Annotated in this window: 20 protein-coding genes; 13 read left to right on the forward strand and 7 right to left on the reverse strand. The window is 56.7% G+C overall.

Annotation, left to right across the window (positions count from 1 at the left end; all coding sequences use genetic code 11):
• The 6 genes from Q371_RS17625 to Q371_RS17650 all read left to right on the forward strand — a co-directional run.
• The coding region (locus Q371_RS17625; protein ID WP_034339278.1) for a transposase at nt 1-326 on the forward strand (326 nt) is incomplete at its 5' end.
• A 252-nt stretch (nt 327-578) separates the two neighbouring features.
• Nucleotides 579-1,562: an aldo/keto reductase gene (locus Q371_RS17630; RefSeq protein WP_034342760.1), complete on the forward strand. Its 984-nt coding sequence runs from the start codon at nt 579-581 to the stop codon at nt 1,560-1,562.
• Nucleotides 1,563-1,803: 241 nt separating this feature from the next.
• Complete coding sequence (locus Q371_RS17635) at nt 1,804-2,628, forward strand: CDP-alcohol phosphatidyltransferase family protein (protein WP_034342763.1); 825 nt, start codon at nt 1,804-1,806, stop codon at nt 2,626-2,628.
• 11 nt (nt 2,629-2,639) lie between these two features.
• A complete protein-coding gene (locus Q371_RS17640) occupies nt 2,640-3,056 on the forward strand; it encodes an NUDIX domain-containing protein (protein WP_034342766.1) in 417 nt (138 codons plus the stop codon).
• On the forward strand, nt 3,053-3,769 hold the full coding sequence (tmpR, locus tag Q371_RS17645) for a bifunctional dihydropteridine reductase/dihydrofolate reductase TmpR (protein WP_034342769.1): 717 nt from the start codon (nt 3,053-3,055) through the stop codon (nt 3,767-3,769). Before Q371_RS17640 ends, tmpR begins: the two co-directional genes overlap by 4 nt.
• A gap of 81 nt (nt 3,770-3,850) precedes the next feature.
• The gene (locus Q371_RS17650) at nt 3,851-4,477 is read left to right on the forward strand and encodes a hypothetical protein (RefSeq protein WP_034342772.1); all 627 of its coding nucleotides are present in this window, start codon (nt 3,851-3,853) and stop codon (nt 4,475-4,477) included.
• Nucleotides 4,478-4,521: 44 nt separating this feature from the next.
• Here Q371_RS17650 and Q371_RS17655 read toward each other — a convergent pair whose 3' ends face one another.
• Nucleotides 4,522-4,977, reverse strand: a complete 456-nt coding sequence (locus Q371_RS17655; protein WP_034342775.1) for a tRNA (cytidine(34)-2'-O)-methyltransferase — start codon at nt 4,975-4,977, stop codon at nt 4,522-4,524.
• Complete coding sequence (gene ispF, locus Q371_RS17660) at nt 4,974-5,456, reverse strand: 2-C-methyl-D-erythritol 2,4-cyclodiphosphate synthase (RefSeq protein ID WP_034342831.1); 483 nt, start codon at nt 5,454-5,456, stop codon at nt 4,974-4,976. Before ispF ends, Q371_RS17655 begins: the two co-directional genes overlap by 4 nt.
• Nucleotides 5,457-5,760: 304 nt before the next feature.
• Between ispF and Q371_RS17665 the strand changes: the two genes are divergently transcribed.
• The gene (locus Q371_RS17665) at nt 5,761-6,651 is read left to right on the forward strand and encodes a DMT family transporter (protein WP_034342778.1); all 891 of its coding nucleotides are present in this window, start codon (nt 5,761-5,763) and stop codon (nt 6,649-6,651) included.
• A 113-nt stretch (nt 6,652-6,764) separates the two neighbouring features.
• Here Q371_RS17665 and Q371_RS25940 read toward each other — a convergent pair whose 3' ends face one another.
• Nucleotides 6,765-7,292 (reverse strand): GNAT family N-acetyltransferase, encoded by a 528-nt coding sequence (locus Q371_RS25940; RefSeq protein ID WP_051964711.1) that lies wholly within the window; start codon nt 7,290-7,292, stop codon nt 6,765-6,767.
• 6 nt (nt 7,293-7,298) lie between these two features.
• Complete coding sequence (locus Q371_RS17675) at nt 7,299-8,120, reverse strand: metallophosphoesterase (protein WP_051964713.1); 822 nt, start codon at nt 8,118-8,120, stop codon at nt 7,299-7,301.
• A 111-nt stretch (nt 8,121-8,231) separates the two neighbouring features.
• On the opposite strand from Q371_RS17675, the gene Q371_RS17680 reads away from it, so the two are divergent.
• Together Q371_RS17680 and Q371_RS25945 are read left to right on the forward strand one after the other, a co-directional pair.
• Nucleotides 8,232-9,746: an amidohydrolase gene (locus Q371_RS17680; protein WP_034342781.1), complete on the forward strand. Its 1,515-nt coding sequence runs from the start codon at nt 8,232-8,234 to the stop codon at nt 9,744-9,746.
• A 178-nt stretch (nt 9,747-9,924) separates the two neighbouring features.
• Complete coding sequence (locus Q371_RS25945; RefSeq protein ID WP_051964715.1) at nt 9,925-10,479, forward strand: YceI family protein; 555 nt, start codon at nt 9,925-9,927, stop codon at nt 10,477-10,479.
• Here Q371_RS25945 and Q371_RS27165 read toward each other — a convergent pair.
• Nucleotides 10,414-10,554 carry a hypothetical protein gene (locus tag Q371_RS27165; RefSeq protein WP_157442786.1) on the reverse strand — a complete coding sequence of 47 codons (141 nt, stop codon included), beginning with the start codon at nt 10,552-10,554 and terminating at the stop codon, nt 10,414-10,416. The two genes, Q371_RS25945 and Q371_RS27165, sit on opposite strands and share 66 nt — an antisense overlap.
• A gap of 168 nt (nt 10,555-10,722) precedes the next feature.
• On the opposite strand from Q371_RS27165, the gene Q371_RS17690 reads away from it, so the two are divergent.
• Both Q371_RS17690 and Q371_RS17695 read left to right on the forward strand, forming a co-directional pair.
• On the forward strand, nt 10,723-11,214 hold the full coding sequence (locus Q371_RS17690; protein WP_034342783.1) for an LEA/WHy family protein: 492 nt from the start codon (nt 10,723-10,725) through the stop codon (nt 11,212-11,214).
• Between the two features lie 217 nt (nt 11,215-11,431).
• Nucleotides 11,432-12,466, forward strand: coding sequence for a M42 family metallopeptidase (locus tag Q371_RS17695; RefSeq protein WP_034342786.1), 1,035 nt, complete (start codon nt 11,432-11,434; stop codon nt 12,464-12,466).
• On the opposite strand, the gene Q371_RS25950 is transcribed toward Q371_RS17695, so the two are convergent.
• Nucleotides 12,451-14,502: a GGDEF domain-containing protein gene (locus tag Q371_RS25950; RefSeq protein ID WP_051964717.1), complete on the reverse strand. Its 2,052-nt coding sequence runs from the start codon at nt 14,500-14,502 to the stop codon at nt 12,451-12,453. The two genes, Q371_RS17695 and Q371_RS25950, sit on opposite strands and share 16 nt — an antisense overlap.
• Before the next feature lie 189 nt (nt 14,503-14,691).
• Between Q371_RS25950 and Q371_RS17705 the strand changes: the two genes are divergently transcribed.
• Both Q371_RS17705 and Q371_RS25955 read left to right on the forward strand, forming a co-directional pair.
• Nucleotides 14,692-15,888 carry a cytochrome P450 gene (locus tag Q371_RS17705; RefSeq protein ID WP_034342789.1) on the forward strand — a complete coding sequence of 399 codons (1,197 nt, stop codon included), beginning with the start codon at nt 14,692-14,694 and terminating at the stop codon, nt 15,886-15,888.
• 303 nt (nt 15,889-16,191) lie between these two features.
• Nucleotides 16,192-16,767, forward strand: coding sequence for an HAD-IA family hydrolase (locus Q371_RS25955; RefSeq protein ID WP_051964718.1), 576 nt, complete (start codon nt 16,192-16,194; stop codon nt 16,765-16,767).
• Here the strand turns inward: Q371_RS25955 and Q371_RS17715 are convergent.
• Complete coding sequence (locus tag Q371_RS17715; protein WP_034342792.1) at nt 16,755-17,606, reverse strand: GNAT family N-acetyltransferase; 852 nt, start codon at nt 17,604-17,606, stop codon at nt 16,755-16,757. The genes Q371_RS25955 and Q371_RS17715 overlap by 13 nt on opposite strands.
• Nucleotides 17,607-17,675: the final 69 nt, after the last annotated feature.

A 17,675-nucleotide genomic window follows, 5' to 3' on the forward strand; every position in this document is an offset into this window, starting at 1 on the left:
AGTGGGTCACTCAGGAACTGGGCAAGCAGGGTAAAAAGGCTTTGTTGCTGGTGTGGGACAACGCCAGTTGGCATATCAGCAAACAGGTCATCTTCTGGATCAAGCAGTACAACCGTGAGGCAAAAGCATCAGGTGGAGTGCGGATTTTGAGTGGTTTGCTGCCGAAAAGAAGCCCCTGGCTGAATCCCATCGAACCGAAATGGCTACATGGCAAACGGGCGGTGATACCTGCTCAGGGCTTGCTTTCGGCGAAGGAATTGGAGTCTCGGGTCTGCGCTTATTATGCGTGTCCAAAATTGGAGCCCCTTGCACAACCTCTTTCGTGATCATGCACTAGGGCAAAAAGGCTTTGGCTAGAGCTTTTAGGGTTACAGACACCCTTGACAATGTTTTGTTCGTACCACACGAGGCTCTCGGCTCTCGGCAAGGGCGACGCACGCGTAGCCCCTACAGGGCTCTCGGCTACATGGCAAGGCTTGCCGAGCCCTGAAAACCCCTTTCTGTCTAGTGTTCTACAGTCCTGAAAATCCTTTCAGCGCAGCATGAAAAGACAAACCCCACCCTCAAGGAGAACAACCATGCAATACCGCACCCTTGGCAGAACCGGATACAACGTCTCAACCCTCTCTTTTGGCGCGTGGGCCATCGGCGGAACGTGGGGACAAGTGGACGATCAGGAGAGCCTGAAAGCCCTGCACAAAGCCCTCGACCTTGGGGTGAACTTCATTGACACCGCAGATGTGTACGGAGATGGGCACAGCGAACGACTGATTGCCAGACTTCGCAAAGAGCGCTCCGAGCCTTTTTATGTGGCCACCAAAGCAGGCAGACGCCTTGAAAAACAGACTTTGGAAGGCTACACCAGAGCCAATCTGGAAAGCTGGATTGGCCGTTCCCTGAAAAACCTGGAGGTGGACACCATCGACCTGCTGCAACTGCACTGTCCCCATCCAGATGTGTACGCCTCAGACGAGGTGTTTTCGGCTCTGGAAGACATCAAGAAGGCCGGAATGATCCGCCATTACGGAATCTCCGTGGAAACCGTGCAGGAGGCCCTGACCGGCATCCAGTACGAGGGGGTCCAGTCGGTGCAAATCATTTTCAACATGTTCCGCCTGAAACCTGCCGAGCAGTTTTTTGCTGCTGCCAGAGAACATCAGGTGGGCATTCTGGCCCGTGTGCCTCTGGCCAGTGGCCTCCTCACTGGAAAAATGAGCCGTCAATCCCAGTTCGAGGCCGATGACCACCGCAACTTCAACCGCAATGGCGAAGCTTTCGACAAAGGGGAAACCTTCTCTGGCGTGGATTACGACGTGGCTCTGGACGCCGTCGAAGAACTGAAAGCCATCCAACCCGAGGGCATGACCCTTGCCCAGTTTGCCCTGCGCTGGATCACCATGTTCCCAGAAGTGACCTGCGCGATCCCCGGAGCCAAAAACCCCCAGCAGGCCGAAAGCAACGCTCTGGCTGCAGACCTCCCAGAGCTTTCTGCTGAAACCATGCAGAAGGTGCAGGAGATTTACGACCGGAAGATTCGGGCTCTGGTGCATCAGAGCTGGTGAGGAGCCGAGGGCACAGGGCCGAGAGCCGAGGGCAAAAGAAAGCTTTGGCTTATGCTTTCAGGGCGAGGCACGCCTCGCCCCTACACAATCCTCTTGACGATTTCCTGGACGTACAGCCTCATGCCCTCGGCCCTCGGCTCTCAGCCCTCGGCAACAGGGCAAGGCTTGCCGAGCCCTGAACCCCCCCAACATTGCAAGACACGCCATAAACAAACCATGGGCAAACTGTTAAATTGGACCCGTGGACAGCTTTTATCAGAAAAGTGTCAAACCCCGCCCGAGGTTTGAGTTTTGCAGCAAATACATCTTCCGGCCTCTGGCCCACCTGATTGTGTTGCCGCTCTCCCGAACCCGGGTGACCCCGCCCATGCTGGTGATGTTTCACACTTTTCTGGGGCTGTATGCGGTGGCCCTGATTCCGCAAGGCCAGACCCTCTGGCCTGCTTTTTTGCTGCAAATCAAAACGGTTCTGGACGGTGCAGACGGTCAACTCGCCCGAGCCACCGGGCAGACCAGCGAAACCGGGCGTTATCTGGACACCAACATGGATTTTGTGGTGAACACCGCCCTGTTTGTTGCGATTGGGGCTTACTCGGGGGCATGGGTGCATGCGTTTCTGGGCTGGGTGCTTCTGGCCTTGATTGGGACCATTGATTTTCAATGGGAGGCGGCCCACCAGCGTTCCAGAGGCAACACTTTCCGGGCCTCTCCGGACCAGACCAACGACAACCCGACCATTCTGGCCCTGATGAAAGGCTTCTACAACGTGGTTTTTGCCCCTCAGGACCGCCTGATCAAAGGCTGGAACGATGGGCGTTTCAAAAGGATCACCCGGAATGCCCGCCCGGATCAACTCAAGGATGCCGATTTGATTTACCACACCCCGAGGGTGCTGGATTTCAGCATGAACATGGGCCTCGCCACCCAGCTTCTGATGGCTGGGTTTTGCATTGCGGTGGGCCAACCTTTGTGGTACGTGTATTGCCTGTATGTGCAGGGAGGCATTTTGCTGCTTTTGCAACTTTACCGCGAGTGGATCACCGTGCAGTTTCTCAAAACATCCTGAAAGAGGTAACCATGGAGCGACCTTTGGTGTGCGTGGGGGCGTTGGTGCAAGGCCCCAGCCAGAAATTTTTGATTGTTCAGACCACCAAATGGCGTGGCTTGTGGGGCGTTCCCGGTGGCAAAGTGGAGTGGGGAGAAGACGCCGTTTCTGCCGTCAAACGTGAGTTTCTGGAAGAGGTGGGTCTAGAGCTTTTTGACGTGCATTTTGTGCATGTGCAGGAAGCCATCCTCAGCCCAGAGTTCTTCAAAGAAAGCCACATGATCCTGATGGATTTCGTGGCAAAGACCAACCAATCAGAGGTGGTCTACAACGAAGAAATCCTGCAACATGCATGGGTGACTTTGCAAGAAGCCCGCACCCATCCCCTCAACAGCTTCACCCTGAAACTGCTGGACGCAGCAGAAGCCCTGCAAGAGGTGGCAAGGTGAGCCGCGGTCAAGGTGCTCTCGTGACGGGCAGTGCTTCAGGGATTGGTCGGGCCATTGCCCTGAAACTGGCTGCTGAAGGCTTCGATGTGGCCATCCACTACCGGAGCAGCAAAGAGAAAGCCGAGCAGACCGCCAGAGACATCCGGGCTCTGGGTGTCCAATGCGTGGCCCTGCAAGCAGACCTCACCAAGCCGCAGGAAGCCGAAAAACTGGTCCAAGAAGCCCATCAATTTCTCGGGAACCTGTCTGTGTTGGTGAACAACGTGGGCAATTACGTGTTCAGGCCCCTCCTCGACAACACCCTTGAAGACTGGCATGACATGCTGGACAGCAACCTGAACAGCACCTTCTACACCTGCCGGACTGCCGTTCCCCTCATGCGGGAACAAAAACACGGTCGGATTGTGAACCTCGGGTATGCCGGGGCGCAAAATGTGCTGGCAAGGCCCGGAAACACCGCTTATGCCATTGCGAAAACCGGCGTGATCATCCTCTCCAAAAGCCTCGCCAAAACCGAGATCAAACACGGCATCACCGTGAATGTGGTCAGTCCGGGCATCATCGAAACCAGCGTCACCAAACCCCTCTCAGAAGTCCCTGCCGGACGGGACGGTTCTCTGGAAGAACTGGTGTCGGCGGTATGGACCTTCATTGATGGGCCAGAGTACATCACCGGGCAGGTGCTGGAGGTTTCGGGCGGATGGAACCTCTGAGCCGCCTCTTGTGACAGGATTTCATGTCTGGGTCGTGAGAAACTGATAACATGAAGCTGTTCGCAATCAAGGAGGCAGTTTATGAAAAACAGCAAGTGGTTCGCTCTTGTGGCCCTGACCGGCGTGCTGGCCAGTTGTAACCCTCTGGCCCTGATTCCACCTCAGAAATTTGAAAACAACCCCATGCAACTCGATGGGGCCAAAATTGCCACCGATGCCTTGCAACAACTGGCTGTGGGTGCAAGTGCTTCCTACCAGACCGATCCTTTTGCAGATTTTGACAAGTCTGCCATGCCCATTCAGGGTGCAGCTCCAGACCTGACCGAACTGGTGATCAAAATCGACAAAGTGCAATTGACGGGCTGCTTGAATCCCCCCGATGCCTTCAAGATCAGCCTGAAAGATGTCAAAGTTTCGGTGAGAAACGTCAACAGTGAGACCGGCCCCGAAACCACCCAGAGCCCCAACCCTCTGGAAGGCAATGCCTCCCAAAAAACCGTCATTGTGGGTGGCTTTGAGTACACTCTGGACAGCACCAAAGAAGTCAAATTCTCCTTTGGACGCGATGCTTTCGACACCGTCACTTCAAACGGAAACAACATTGCTTCCATCTCTGGTCGTGTCGAAGCAGACCAGAACTCTCTGGCTGGATGCAGCGTGTTTGCTGTGGTCTCGGATCACACCCTGACCTTCAGCAACTTCCGTTGATTCGAACACAAAAGCACCCCCAACCTGGGGGTGCTTTTTGTTGCTTAGTGCCAGTTGTTGTTCATTTGCCGTAAGACTTCAAAAGCTGCAATCCCCACCGAGACCGACAGGTTCAAACTCCGGCCCTGACCGGGCATCGGAATGGTGACCGGTTCAATGGAGGTGCGGATCCACTCGGGCAAGCCTCTGGACTCCGGGCCGAACACCAGAAAGTCCCCATCCTGATACTCGACATGGGTGTACACCCGGTCCGTTTTGGTGGTGAAAGCAAACAGCCTTGCCCCCTCTGGAACGGTGGACCTGAAGGTCTCCCAGTCTGCGTGCTCCTGCCACTCCACATGCTGGCTGTAATCCATCACGGCCCGCTTGTACTGCGGATCGATCAGGCGAAAGCCGAAAGGCCGAATCATGTGCAGTTTCACCCCGAGCACCGCGCAGGTCCGCATGATGTTGCCCACATTGCCGGGGTTTTCCGGTTCAAAGAGCACCACATGGATCATGCTTTTTGCTCCAGCAGCACGGTCACGCGGGTTTGCACATGCTGCAAGGCCAGACCTTCGCTGGTCTTGAAAGACACCCCCACTTCAGACTCGGGGAGGTTCAGCAGTTGGGCCACCGAACGGGCAATTTCTGCACGAAGCGGTCCGAGTTTGGGTTTGTCCAACGTGACCACCAGAGCAACATTCACCGGGCTGTATCCCCTCTGGCGCACCAGATTCAACGTGTGCTGCAAAATCACTTTGCTGTCGAGCCCTTTGTGCTCAGGGTCGGTGTCTGGAAAGTACTGCCCGATGTCTCCAAGGGCCAGACCTGAGAGCAAGGCATCCGCAACAGCGTGCAAAATGGCGTCCCCATCGCTGTGGGCCACGGCCCCCACAGGACTCTCTGGAATCACAATTCCCCCGAGGGTCAGGGTGCGCCCGGCCTCCAGACGGTGGGCGTCTTCTCCGTATCCAATGCGGTAATGCATGGGAGACATTATGGCAGATGGGGGCTTCACTCCGCCGAGGGCCAAAAGGGCTTTTGCTAAAGCAATGCAGGGAGTGGCACCTTTCTTGTGCAGAACAGGAGACCGTGTCTTGGTCTCCTTGAACGCTTCTTGTGCAGAACAGTTCACCAACATGTGGTGAACTTGCCCGCTACGCCCCTACAAATGTTTCCCTTGACCATTTTCTGGATGTATTGCTCTCGGCTCTGTGCTCTCGGCCCTCGGCGGGGTGAAGCCCCCATCTGCCCTACGCCATCTGGCTTATCCAGAGCCCTCCCTTGTTAGGATACCCATCATGTCGATGCACACGGTGGGAATTTTGTTGTTGTTGCTGGTCACGGCTTTCTGGGGGAGCACGTTTTCTCTGGTGAAGGAAGCCACCGAGCACATGCCCACCTCCAGTTTCATCGCGTGGAGGTTCAGCATTGCGATGCTGCCCCTGTTGTTCTTCTTGCGCAAAACCAACAAGAAGCTCTGGCGCGATGGCCTGATTCTGGGGGCCTGGCTTGGAGCGGGATACATCACACAGGCGATTGGATTGCAGACCATTTCTGCGAATCGGGCTGCCTTCATCACCGGACTGAACGTGATTCTGGTGCCCATCGGTCTGGCCGTGATGACCGGTCGCAAGATTTCGCCGGGTGTGTGGATTTCAGTGGCCCTGTGTGCTCTTGGCATTGGTCTGATTTCATGGGAGGGGGGCAGTTTTGCCATCGGGGATGTGTGGACCCTCGGGTGTGCCCTCACTTATGCCGGATACATCATCTATCTGGAACGCACTGCAAGCCGCCACGACGTGATGCCCCTGACCGCCATTCAAATTCTGGCGGTGGTCCTGATTGGCTGGGGTTGGTCTGGCATCGAAGGAGCCCTGAAAACCAGCACAGTGCAGGATTTCCAGAGTTATCTCAGCATCGATCCGAAAGCCATGGCTCCTCTGATCTATCTGGGCATTGCCGCCACCGCACTGACCACCATGCTTCAGGTGTTCGGACAGAAATTTGTGACCGCTGTGGAGGCTGCGATCATTTATGCTCTGGAGCCCGTCACGGCCAGCATTTTTGCTTTCTTCTGGGCCGGAGAAACGCTGGGTTACCGGGGCATCTCTGGAGGGGCTTTGATTGTGCTGGCGATGGTGCTCTCACAGTTGCCGGACCGCAAAGAAATCGTTCCAGTGCAGGAATAGCACAAAAACGCAAGCCAGAGGGTGAGGTCAACTCGCCCTCTTTTTGTTGGGTGATACCATCAGGGTTCCATGATCAAAGCACGTTCTTTTGCCTTCTTCAGCCCACCTGAAAACTACAATTTCTGCACTCTGGGACGGTGCATGATCACAAACCGGGTCGGGTTGTCCGAATAGAACTGGATGCCGTCATGCAGGTAAGACCACCCGAGCTTCTCGTACAGCCGTCTGGCCCCGAAGTTGGTGGTCTGGGTGGACAGCAACAGGTTTGAGTAGGGTTGTCGGGTGGTCAGGTAATCGATCATGTGCTGCCCGATGCCCTGCCCCCGGTAACTGGGCAGCACGGCGATTTCCACCAGCACCCATGCATCTTTCAGGGCGGCATGGTGCTCTCCCAGGTGCAGGGCCACCTTGTCGTGCCACCAGTTGCCCGGCACGCTTTTGACCCCAAAGGCAATGGCGACCACTTCGCCATGCTCCAGAGCCACCACGCCCAGAAAACCCTCTTTGCGGGTGTATTCACGGAAGAATTTCAGGGAGGGTTTGTCGTCGTAGCCCCAGGTCAGGGCATAAACCCGCACGCCTGCTTTCAGGTGAGGGGAGGTTTCAGAGTAAGGAACCAGTTCGATGGAGCTATCTGTCACAGCAAATCACACTGGTTGCAAATTTAACATGACCAGTTCGGCATCGCAAAGGAAACGGATGGGCAGGGCGGTCACACCCAGACCTCTGGACACAAAACCTCTGGCTGGCCCAGAGACAAAACCCTGTGAGAAACGGTTGCCATACTTGCTGGGCACATGGATGGCCCCCAGCAAAGGCAACCTGATTTGGCCGCCATGGGTGTGACCAGAGAGGGTCAAATCCACCCATTCAGGGACCTCTGGCAGGATGTCGGGGTTGTGGCTCATCAGGACGATGCCGATGTCTTGTTTGAGGTTTTGCAGTGCAGCGTTCAGGTCTGGAATGCCCCGCCAGTAATCGTCCAGTCCAGCCAGTTGCAGGTCCGGGCGGAGTTGCACAGCAGCATTGTTGAGCAGGCGGATGCCCCTGTCCCGCAGCATGCGTTCAAATTCCATCAGGCGCTCGGGGATCAGGGCGTAATCGTGGTTTCCCCACACCCCATACACCCCCAGAGGGGCTTTGAGTTGACCCAGCACATCCACCAGATCTTGCAGGTTGTCGGGTTCTTCATGGGCGGTGATGAAATCTCCGGTGATCACAATCACATCCGGTTTTTGCTGCAGGGTGGCCTCCACCCACTGTTCGATTTGCTGCAGGGGGATCAGGTTGCTGTAGTGCAAGTCGGTCAGGTGGGCCAGTTTGACCGGAGATTGCAACCCTTCAATGGGCACATTGTGCTGGTTCACCACGAACGTGCGGGACCGCGCATAACTGTACCCCCCGAGCCCGAGTGCGCCAGACACAGCAAGGGCGCTGCGTTGCATGAATTGGCGGCGGGTCAGTTTCACGTTTTCAGTATGCCGAGCTTTGATGAGTGTTGGACGTGAGGAAACGGAAGAAGGACACAGATACGCCAATTTGCCTGTGGGAGCGGTTCTCAGAATTGTTATGCTTCGTGCATGGCGTACATTGTTCAGGCAAACGTGCTCACCCAGGACCCTCAAAAACCCCATGCTGAAGCTGTGCTGGTCGTGCAAGGCCGCGTTCAGGGGGTGGGAAGCCTGCCAGAGATGCAGGCCATGATGCCTTCTGCAGAGGTGCTGGACCACTCTGGAAAGATCCTCACACCGGGCCTCACCGATGCCCACATCCATCTGGTGCGGTATGGTTTCCGGCTTTCACAACTGGATCTGGAGGGCAGCACTTCGGTAGAGGAGGTGCAGCAGAAACTGCAGGCTTATGCTTCTCGCAAACCCGAAGGCTGGATTGTGGGCGGAGGGTACACGGTCACTGAACTGGGCCTGACGGATTATCCCACCAGAGCCCTTTTGGATGAGGTGGTTGTAGACCGTCCTGTGCTCTTGTACTCCCGGGACTTGCACAGTGCATGGGCCAACAGCAAAGCCCTTGAACTGGCAGGCCTGACCCATGCCACCCCCGATCCAGAGGGAGGGGAACTGGTCAGGTCAGAGGGTGACTTGACGGGTTACTTGCTGGAAGCTGCCACCGAACTGGTCAGCAGCAGTTTGCCCACACCCACATGGGAAGAAACGGTGGATGCTGCCCGTCTGGCGGTCCAGACCCTGCGAAATTTCGGTTACACCGCGGTGCACACCATGGCGTTTGAGCCTGCCGATGACCTGCGTGCACTGATGCACCTTGAGCAGAACGGTGAACTGCCGTTGCGCGTCTGGGCCTGCATCCCCCACACCGAACTGGACCATGCGGTGCAACTCGGGTTGTACGGTGGATTGGGAGACCGGGTGAAACTGGGTGGCGTGAAGTTCTTTCTGGATGGAGCCCTCGGAAGCCAGACCGCGTGGATGCTGTCTCCGGGGTACCAGAACCCCCAGGCCACCCCAATGATTCTGGACCAGCCCGAGTTGATCCGTGAGCGTGCCGAAAAAGCCTTGCAATACGGCTTCATCCCCACCGTGCACGCCATTGGCGATCAGGCCAACCGCACCTTGCTGGACCTGTACAGCGAATTGAAACCTCTGGCAGACCAAAAAGGGCTGCGTTTGCGTCTTGAACACGCCCAGCACCTGAGCCGTGCAGACATCCAGCGTTTTGCAGACCTGCAGGTGACCGCTTCCATGCAACCCGTCCACCTGATCGGAGACGCAAGACTGGTGCGTGAACTGGTGCCCCATCTGGAAGACACCACCTACGCCGTCAAGAGCTTGCAGGATGCAGGGGCCTTGCTGGCTTTCGGTTCAGATGCTCCTGTTGCCAACCCGGATCCACAACTCAGTTTTGCAGCAGCCACACAACGCCTCGGGACCGATGGGAAACCGTTCAGTCCTCAGGAGCGCCTGACCCCAGAGGAAACCCTGTGGGCGCACACCCGAGGCCCTGCTCTGGCGGTGGGTTGGCAGGATTACGGCATCATCCAGCCGGGGGCCAGAGCCGATTTCAGCCTCTGGGATGAACTGGGAGGCAAAGCCGAAGCCCTGACTTTTAATGGCATTTGACAGAAGCATAAAAGAATGTCTCTCTGGAAAAGGTTTTTTGAAATAAGAGGCTTCGCCTGAAGCCTCCTATTTCACGGATCAACGCAGTAAAGCCTTCTCCTCTCAATGCACGGATCAACACTGTAAAACCTGTGTGCCGACCAACACCCGGAAATGGCCTCAGCTTTTAAGCTGAGGCATGAACTTTTTGCGCATGGCAACTGCAGGTCTTCTGGTGCTGGTTTCGGTGGCCGGAGCAACGTCTTTTCAGGTGAACAAAGGCACCATCACCTATCAGGCCAGTGCCGGATACACCTTTGAAGGCAGCAACTCCACCCTGCAAGGCAAACTGGACCTCGATCCAGAGAAGCCTGCAAACCTCTCTGGGACCTTGACGCTGGATTCACGGGCCTTTCGCAGCGACAACTCCACCCGTGACCGCCACGCCGAAAACATGGTGTTCAGAAGCCGGTTCTTCAAGGACATCACCCTCACCCTGACGGGAAGCGACCTCAAAACACCCCTCAAAGAGACCTTCACCCCCATGACCCTGAAAGGCAAACTCACCCTGAGGGAAACCACCCGAGAAGTCACCATTGCCGGGCAAGGGCGGTTCTCGGGTGGTCGGGCAGAGTTTCAGGGAACATTTGCGCTGGACTTGCGGGATTATGGCATCACGCCGCCCAGTTTACTGGTTGTGGTGGTGGCCCCGACGGTGACGGTTCGCATTGACGCGGTTGCGCAACGGCAGTAAGGTGCGGTTTTTCTTGACCTGCTGCCCAAGATACAGGGCCAGCAAGACCACCACCAGAATTTCGATCAGCAACATGATTCAGTGTACGTCCTGTGTCATGAAAAAGTTCCGCTTTTGAGCACATTTGATTCCAGAATGCGCTCAAGGACGCAGAAACCAGAGGTCTGATGCTCTGGAAGGTTTCCCAACAGAAGGTGAAGAAACCTTTCATTCGTGTGAAAACGCACAAGTTACACTGAAGCCATGAACAGAACCCTGAGAACACCGATTTTGCTGGGCATTTTCGCTGCATTGGCCTCTGGATGTGCTGTGGTGCGCACCACCGTGCAACCCCCCGAGTTTCAGGTTCAACAGTTTCAACTGGTGCGCTACACCATCCCCAACATCCTGAACCCCTTCAATGGAGAGGCGACTTTCCTGATGGATGTGCGGGTCACCAACCCCAACGCGTTTGGCTTGCAGGTGCGTCGCATTGATGGCGAACTGCTGCTGGACGGTCAGAATTTTGGCAAAGCCACCATCCCCAATTTGCGTCTGGAGCCCAACCAGAGCACCACCGTCACCACCGAGTTCACCCTGCCGGTGAACCTCAATCTGGCCAGCAAGATCGCCGACATTGCCTCGGGCAAGCGGGTGGATTATCTGGTGAAATCCACCATACAGGTGGATGCAGGACTGATTGGCACAGCCACGTTCTCCAACATTGTGGTGGCGCAGGGCAACGTCAACCGCTGAAGTTCAGGGCAGACCTTCTGCTGTGTTTAACAGTGAAACAGAAGGATTCTTTTGAATCCTTCTGTTTCAAACAACACGACCTCAATCATCAACCTCTTGTTTCTCTGTCAAATGCGTTAAAACCGCCTGTTTGGAGGCTTTTTCTCTGGATGCTCAGGAAAATAAGCCAAAAAGCCAACCCCTGACGGGACAGGCGAACAGGGGTTATGCTGTCCCCATGATCGATTCTTCTTATGTCGCAGAGCAATTGCTGACTTTGCTGAAAACCCCCTCTCCCACAGGATTCACGGATGTGGCGATGGGTGTCCTGACCGGAATGCTGGAGGACATGGGCATCGCCCCCGAGCGCACCCCCAAAGGGGCCCTGTACTGGACCCTGAAAGGCGAAGAAGGGGGCAAAATGGTCGCTTTCAGTGCCCACATCGACACCCTTGGGGCGATGGTCAAGGAAATCAAAGAGAACGGTCGCCTGAAACTCACAGCTCTGGGCGGTTACGACTGGGCCACAGTGGAAGGGGAATACTGCACAGTCCACCTGAACGATGGGCAGGCCATCACCGGAACGGTGGTCAACATCAAGCAGAGCACCCACGTCTGGGGGGCGGAACTCCGGGACCTCAAACGCACCGATGAGACCATGGAGGTGCGCCTTGATGCCCGCACCTTCAGTGCAGCAGACACGCTGGCTCTGGGCGTGCAGGTTGGGGATTTTGTTTCCTGGGATTCCAGAGCCGTCCTGACCGATGCGGGTTACCTCAAGAGCCGTCACCTCGACAACAAGGCGGCAGTGGCCATCTTTTTGGGTGTCACCAAAGCCGTCTTGGAACAGAAACTTTCCCTGAAGCACACCGTCCACTTCTTCATCAGCAACTACGAGGAGGTGGGGCACGGTGCGTCGGTCGGCATTCCCGAGGACACCACCGAACTGGTGGCCGTGGACATGGCCGCCATCGGCAAAGGACAGGCTTCAAGTGAGCATCACTGCACCCTTTGCGTGAAAGACTCCTCGGGGCCTTATGACCACAGGCTCGGGAACCGCTTAAGGGAAGCGGCCCTGAAAGCTGGCATCACCCTGAAAATCGACATTTATCCGTATTACGGATCGGATGCCAGTGCAGCATGGCGTGCCGGAGGCAATTACCCCGCAGCCTTGATTGGGCCGGGGGTGGACGCCAGTCACGCCTACGAGCGCACCCACATGGATGCTCTGGATGATACAGCCAAACTGATTCTGGCTTACCTGACCCACTGAACGTGGACCAGAGCCACAGCAAGCTGCAAATGCTCTTTTCCACTCCGGGAAAGGGCATTGCCTTTCTGGGGGGTGACATTCAGGTGATGCCTGCCCACTGGCACACTGAACAGTCCAGCATCATGTTCACCGAGGCACACCTGGGACGTGCCCAGCAATTCCATGGCCAGTTGCTGCAAAGCCTGCAGGCGGGCTTCATGTGCCAGGGCCGGCAAACTCTGGCAGAATTCTTGCAGCAACTGCATGTGTTTTTCCCGCTCTGCAATGATTTCCCGCCTTTGCTGGGCCAGCAGAAGGGCCGTCACCTGGGCCGAAAAATCCAGCGCCATGTCCATGGCCTCTGCACTGAAGGCTTTTTCCACCGTGTGGTTGTCGAGGTTCATGTGGGCGATGGGGTGACCGTCCACCACGATGGGCAGCAGCAAGGTGCTTTTCACCTGTGACAGCGACCCTGCATCGGTGAACACCGCATACTGGTTGTCCTCAAGGGTGGCGCTGGAATGGCGCATGATGTCTGCGCCATACAGCAAACGGGGTTTGCCTTGCAGGTAGTTTTCTCTGCCCTGACCGTACCAGTTCAACTGGCCTTCTTCATTCAGGTGCAACCCCAGCAGGTCATCGGAGTAACCCACCTGTGCAGCCACCACATAAAAACCATCGCGCCACACGTCCATGGAGCCTGCTTCCACACTGGGCAGGGTTTGCACCGCAGCCTCCAGCAGGGTCCGCCAGAACCTCGGGCTGGCCTCCTGATCGTGGGACAGCAACTCCAGGGTGGAACGCAGGCTTTGCCATGCCACACGTGGGCTGAAAGAACCGATCAGGCTGGAGGCTCTGGAACTCTGGTTCTGCTTGTGGATGCTTTTCTGGGCGTACATGCGTTCGTCTGCCACCCGACAGAGTTCGCCCGGGGTTTCCCCATCCCGGCCCAGAAAGGCCACCCCTGCACTGGCATCTGCGGCCTGAAAACCTTTGTGGCGCACCGTGTCCCGGATGGCGTTCAGGCGGGTTTCCAGAATCGACAGTTGACCCGGTTGCAATTTTTTGAGGATCACAGCAAACTCGTCGCCCCCCAGGCGGTAAGCGGGATCGGTTTGACGCAGGTGTTGCTTGAGGGCTTCGCCAAAGGTTTTCAGCAGCACATCCCCCTGCTCATGACCGAGTTCATCGTTGACTTTTTTCAGGCCGTCGAGGTCCAGCACCATCACCCCGAGGGAAAGCCCCTGTGCTCTGGCCTCTTGAAGGGCCTGCTCCAGAGCGCCCTCAAAAGCCCTGCGGTTGCCCAGACCGGTCAGGGCATCGACCAGAGCAGCGTCCCGCAGGTGCTGCACGTACGTGCCCTGCTTGTGCAACATGCGGACACCGAGGGCCACCGACTCCAGCAGTCTGCGTTCATCGGGCCTCCAGGGACGGCCATGCTGTCTGCCCACCACCAGCACCCGTCCTTCCCCATGCTCCAGGTTCAGGGGCAGCACCATCACTTCAAGGGGTTGGGCTGCGACCTGCACCTCGCTCTGGTGCCGGGCCTGTCCGGAACGCAAAGCCTCCCAGGCCAGACTGTCGTTCTGGGTCAGCTGTTGAATCAGGGTTTGCTGGGTCTCCGGGGTCATCAGGTCAAACCATGCTTCTTGCAGGTGGTGGTTTTCGCGGTCCATCTGCAACAGGAACACAAAGTCCATGCTGAGGGTTTCTTGCAACACCTCCAGAGACTGGCGGAGCAGGTCATGCAACTGGATTTCGCTGGACAGCAGGCGCGACAGGTTCAGGATGGTGCGGGCATAGCTGTGTGCTTGCTGCACATCCCGTTGCACCTGACTGAGGTGTGTCCCTTGCAGCACCACCTGCCCGAGGCCATCCGGGGTGTAAATGTCGATGGTGGGCAGGTCTTCTCCTGCGAAGAGTCCCACGCTGAGGTTGCCCCACCATGGGTGGTTCAGGCGCACGAAGCTGGCTCCGGTCACTTCGCGCAACACCAGCAGCATTTGCTGTGCGATGTCCCTTGGACTCGGGGCGGTGGAGTGTTCAGTGCCAGACATGGGGCCTCCAGAGGATGGGTGCTCTGGTCCCATTATGCCTGCAAAGGGTCTGAACAAATTCTTTCTTTGCTGCAAAACCACTTGAAAAAAAGCATGGTTTTTCAAGTGGGGACCTGACAGTCTGGAAACCAGAGGCCCTGCATGCCCGTAGTGCTTGTAGAACCCTCCTGTTGTTTTGAAAGGACCCCCATGCAAGACATTCAAATGCTGTTTTCCCCCGAAGGCCTCCAGAACCCTTATCCCATCTACGACCGTTTGCGTGCCCAGAGCCCGGCCTTGCACATCCCCGAGTGGAATTCCCTGTTCGTGACCGGGCACCCTGAAGTTTCGGCACTCCTGCGGGATCCCCGCGTGAGTGTGGAACGCATGGACATTCCAGCGTCTGACCTGCAAAAACCCGAGTTTGAGCCTGCCCGTGCCCTGTACCACATGATGCTTTTTCGCGATCCTCCCAACCACACCCGCCTGAGGGGTCTGGTCAGTCAGGCCTTCACCCCGAAGGTGGTTTCCGAACTGCGCACGCTGATTGAGGCTCTGGTGGAGGAGATCCTGAACCAGGTGGCTGAAAAAGGGGAAATGGAGGTGCTGGAAGACCTCGCCAGTCCGCTCCCGGTCACGGTGATTCTGCGCATGCTGGGCCTGAACCCACAGGACGCCGAGCACTTCAGGCAGTGGTCCGACAGCATCGCCCACCTCTTGGATGGAGGAGAGCAGTCGGCTGTTCTGATGCCCCGCATCATGCAGGACGTGCACGACATGAACCGCTACTTCCGTCAGGTGGCCGACGACCTGCGCGAAAACCCCCAGCCCGGCCTGATGACCGCTCTGGCCACCGCAGAACTGGAAGGGGACAAACTCAGCCATGAGGAGCTGTTGTCCAACGCCATTTTGTTGCTGGTGGCTGGACACGAAACCACCACCAACCTGATCGCCAGTGGACTGCATGCCCTGCTGACCCACCCCGAGCAACTGGCAGACTTGCGTGCCCACCCTGAGTTGCTGGATGGGGCCATCGAAGAACTGCTGCGCTTTGTGAATCCGGTGCAGGCGACCTCGCGGGTGGTCAAAACCGATCTGGAGGTGGCCGGAATGTCGGTTCCAGCAGGGACCCAACTGCAACTGATGCTGGCTGCAGCGAACCGCGACCCGAGGGTTTTTGCAGACCCCCACACCCTGAATGTGCGCCGGGAAACCAGCCGACATCTGGCGTTTGCTGCCGGGCACCATTACTGCCTCGGGGCGAGCCTTGCCCGTCTGGAAGCCCGGGTGGTCTTTGAGAAGCTGTTGCAGCGCTTTGACACCCTCGAACTGTTGCCCCAGAGCTTTGTGTGGAGGCCCAACTTCACCCTCAGGGGCCTGCAAACTTTGCGTGTGACAGTGGGTTGATTCCAAGGTCAACGCAAAGCCTGACCTCTGGCAGGCCAACTGAAAAAGCGGTCAGCGTTCAGCCATCAGCGAAAAGCTCACCTTCAGGCTTGGGCTTGTGACAACAGCAACACACAAAGGCACAAAACAAAAGCCACTCAGATTTGAAGCTCAAAAGGCATCAAGCAAACTTTCCTTCTGGCTGACGGCTGATGGCTGAACGCTGATGGCTCTCTTTGCTGATACCGCCCGCAAAGCGACTTTGAGATTGCTCTGAGATTGATCCTGCACTTTTGAAACCCTCCATTGGATAACATGAACCCCATGACCCACCTGCTTTTTGACATTGATGGCGTTTTGCTCAAAGCCCCTCCCAGGCTGTTTTCTGCCCACGTCGCAGAAAAGTACGGTCTGCCCGAGGCTTTGATTCAACGGTTTTTTTCAGGCATTTTTCACCAGTGTTTGCGCGGGGAAATCGACATCCGGGAGGCTCTGGCCCCAGAGCTTCCCATGTGGGGTTATCCCGGCACTGTGGATGACTTCCTGCAAGAGTGGTTCCACGAGGATTTCGTCTTGAACGAGGACCTTCTGCAGGTGGTTCAGCACCTGAACGCCTCTGGGTACACCTGCCATCTGGCGACCAATCAGGAAAAGCATAGGGCTGCTTACCTCTGGGAACGGTTCAAGGACCATTTTGTGGGGATGTTTGCTTCCTCCCATCTGGGGGCCAAAAAACCCGAGCCAGAGTATTTTCAGAAAGTCCGTGAAAAGCTTCCAGACGGGGAGATTTACTTCTGGGACGATCAGCCCAAGAACGTGGAAGCCGCTCAGGAAGCAGGCTGGAAAGCCTTTGTCTACCTGAGTGAAAAGGCGGTGCTGGAGGTCCTTCAGAGCAAGTGATACCCATAAGTCACGGTGGTTTCAAACCCGAGTTTCTGGTACAGCCGAATGGCTGGAGGATTCTGGGAATTGACCTCCAGCCAGACCTGCTGGTAGCCCTCCTCTTGCAGGTCGTGCATGACCTGCAACATCAGCAGTTCGCCCAGACCCTGACGGCGGTGTGCCGGATGCACCCGAAAAGCATAAATCCCGGCCCGTGTGGATGCTGGAAAAACCCGCAAGTTGGCCACGGTCTTGCCCCTGATTTTCAGCACCTTGTGGGGCTCGGGTTCGGCTTCCAGTTCGCGCCTCAGGTCCTGCACGTCCAGAGCAAACTGAAAATCTTGTAAAGCCCCTTCTGCGATGCTTTCGGCGTCCTCAGGGGTGGCCATGCAGATGGTGACGCCCTGTGGCCACTCTGGTCTTTGCAGGTCGCCCAGAGACCGGACCATGCGGTGTTCTGCAAAATCGAGGGTGGTGTTCCACTTCTGCAAAAAAAGCTGCCCTTCTGCTGAGGCGTTTTCGCAGATGCCCAGCACTTTCTTGACCCCCCTGACCTGACATTCCTGCACCATCTGGCGCAACAGTCGGGTGGCCAGACCCTGCCTGCGGTGGTCTGGGTGCACCATCAGGTTGAGCTCGGGCATGTGGTACGCCCCGAGGATGCTGCCATAAGCGATCAATTGTGTGCCTTCCACGATCAGGTGGTGGCGGTGCCAGGGGGTTTCATGGGTCACAAAAGGTTCGTAATCGAGTCCCAATTTCAGGTCAAGTCCCCTTTGCTGGTTGATGGTGTGTTGCAAATCGCTGGCAAGGGCCAGTTGTTCGGGGGTTAAGGCCCGTTCTCTGAGAAAGTGCATGCCTCATTTCACCCCCTCTGGTGTGGGTTTTACAAGCATGAAATGGCATACTGTTGACTTTTTGATTAT

It is taken from the genome of Deinococcus misasensis DSM 22328 (genome assembly GCF_000745915.1).
GTDB lineage: Bacteria > Deinococcota > Deinococci > Deinococcales > Deinococcaceae > Deinococcus_C > Deinococcus_C misasensis.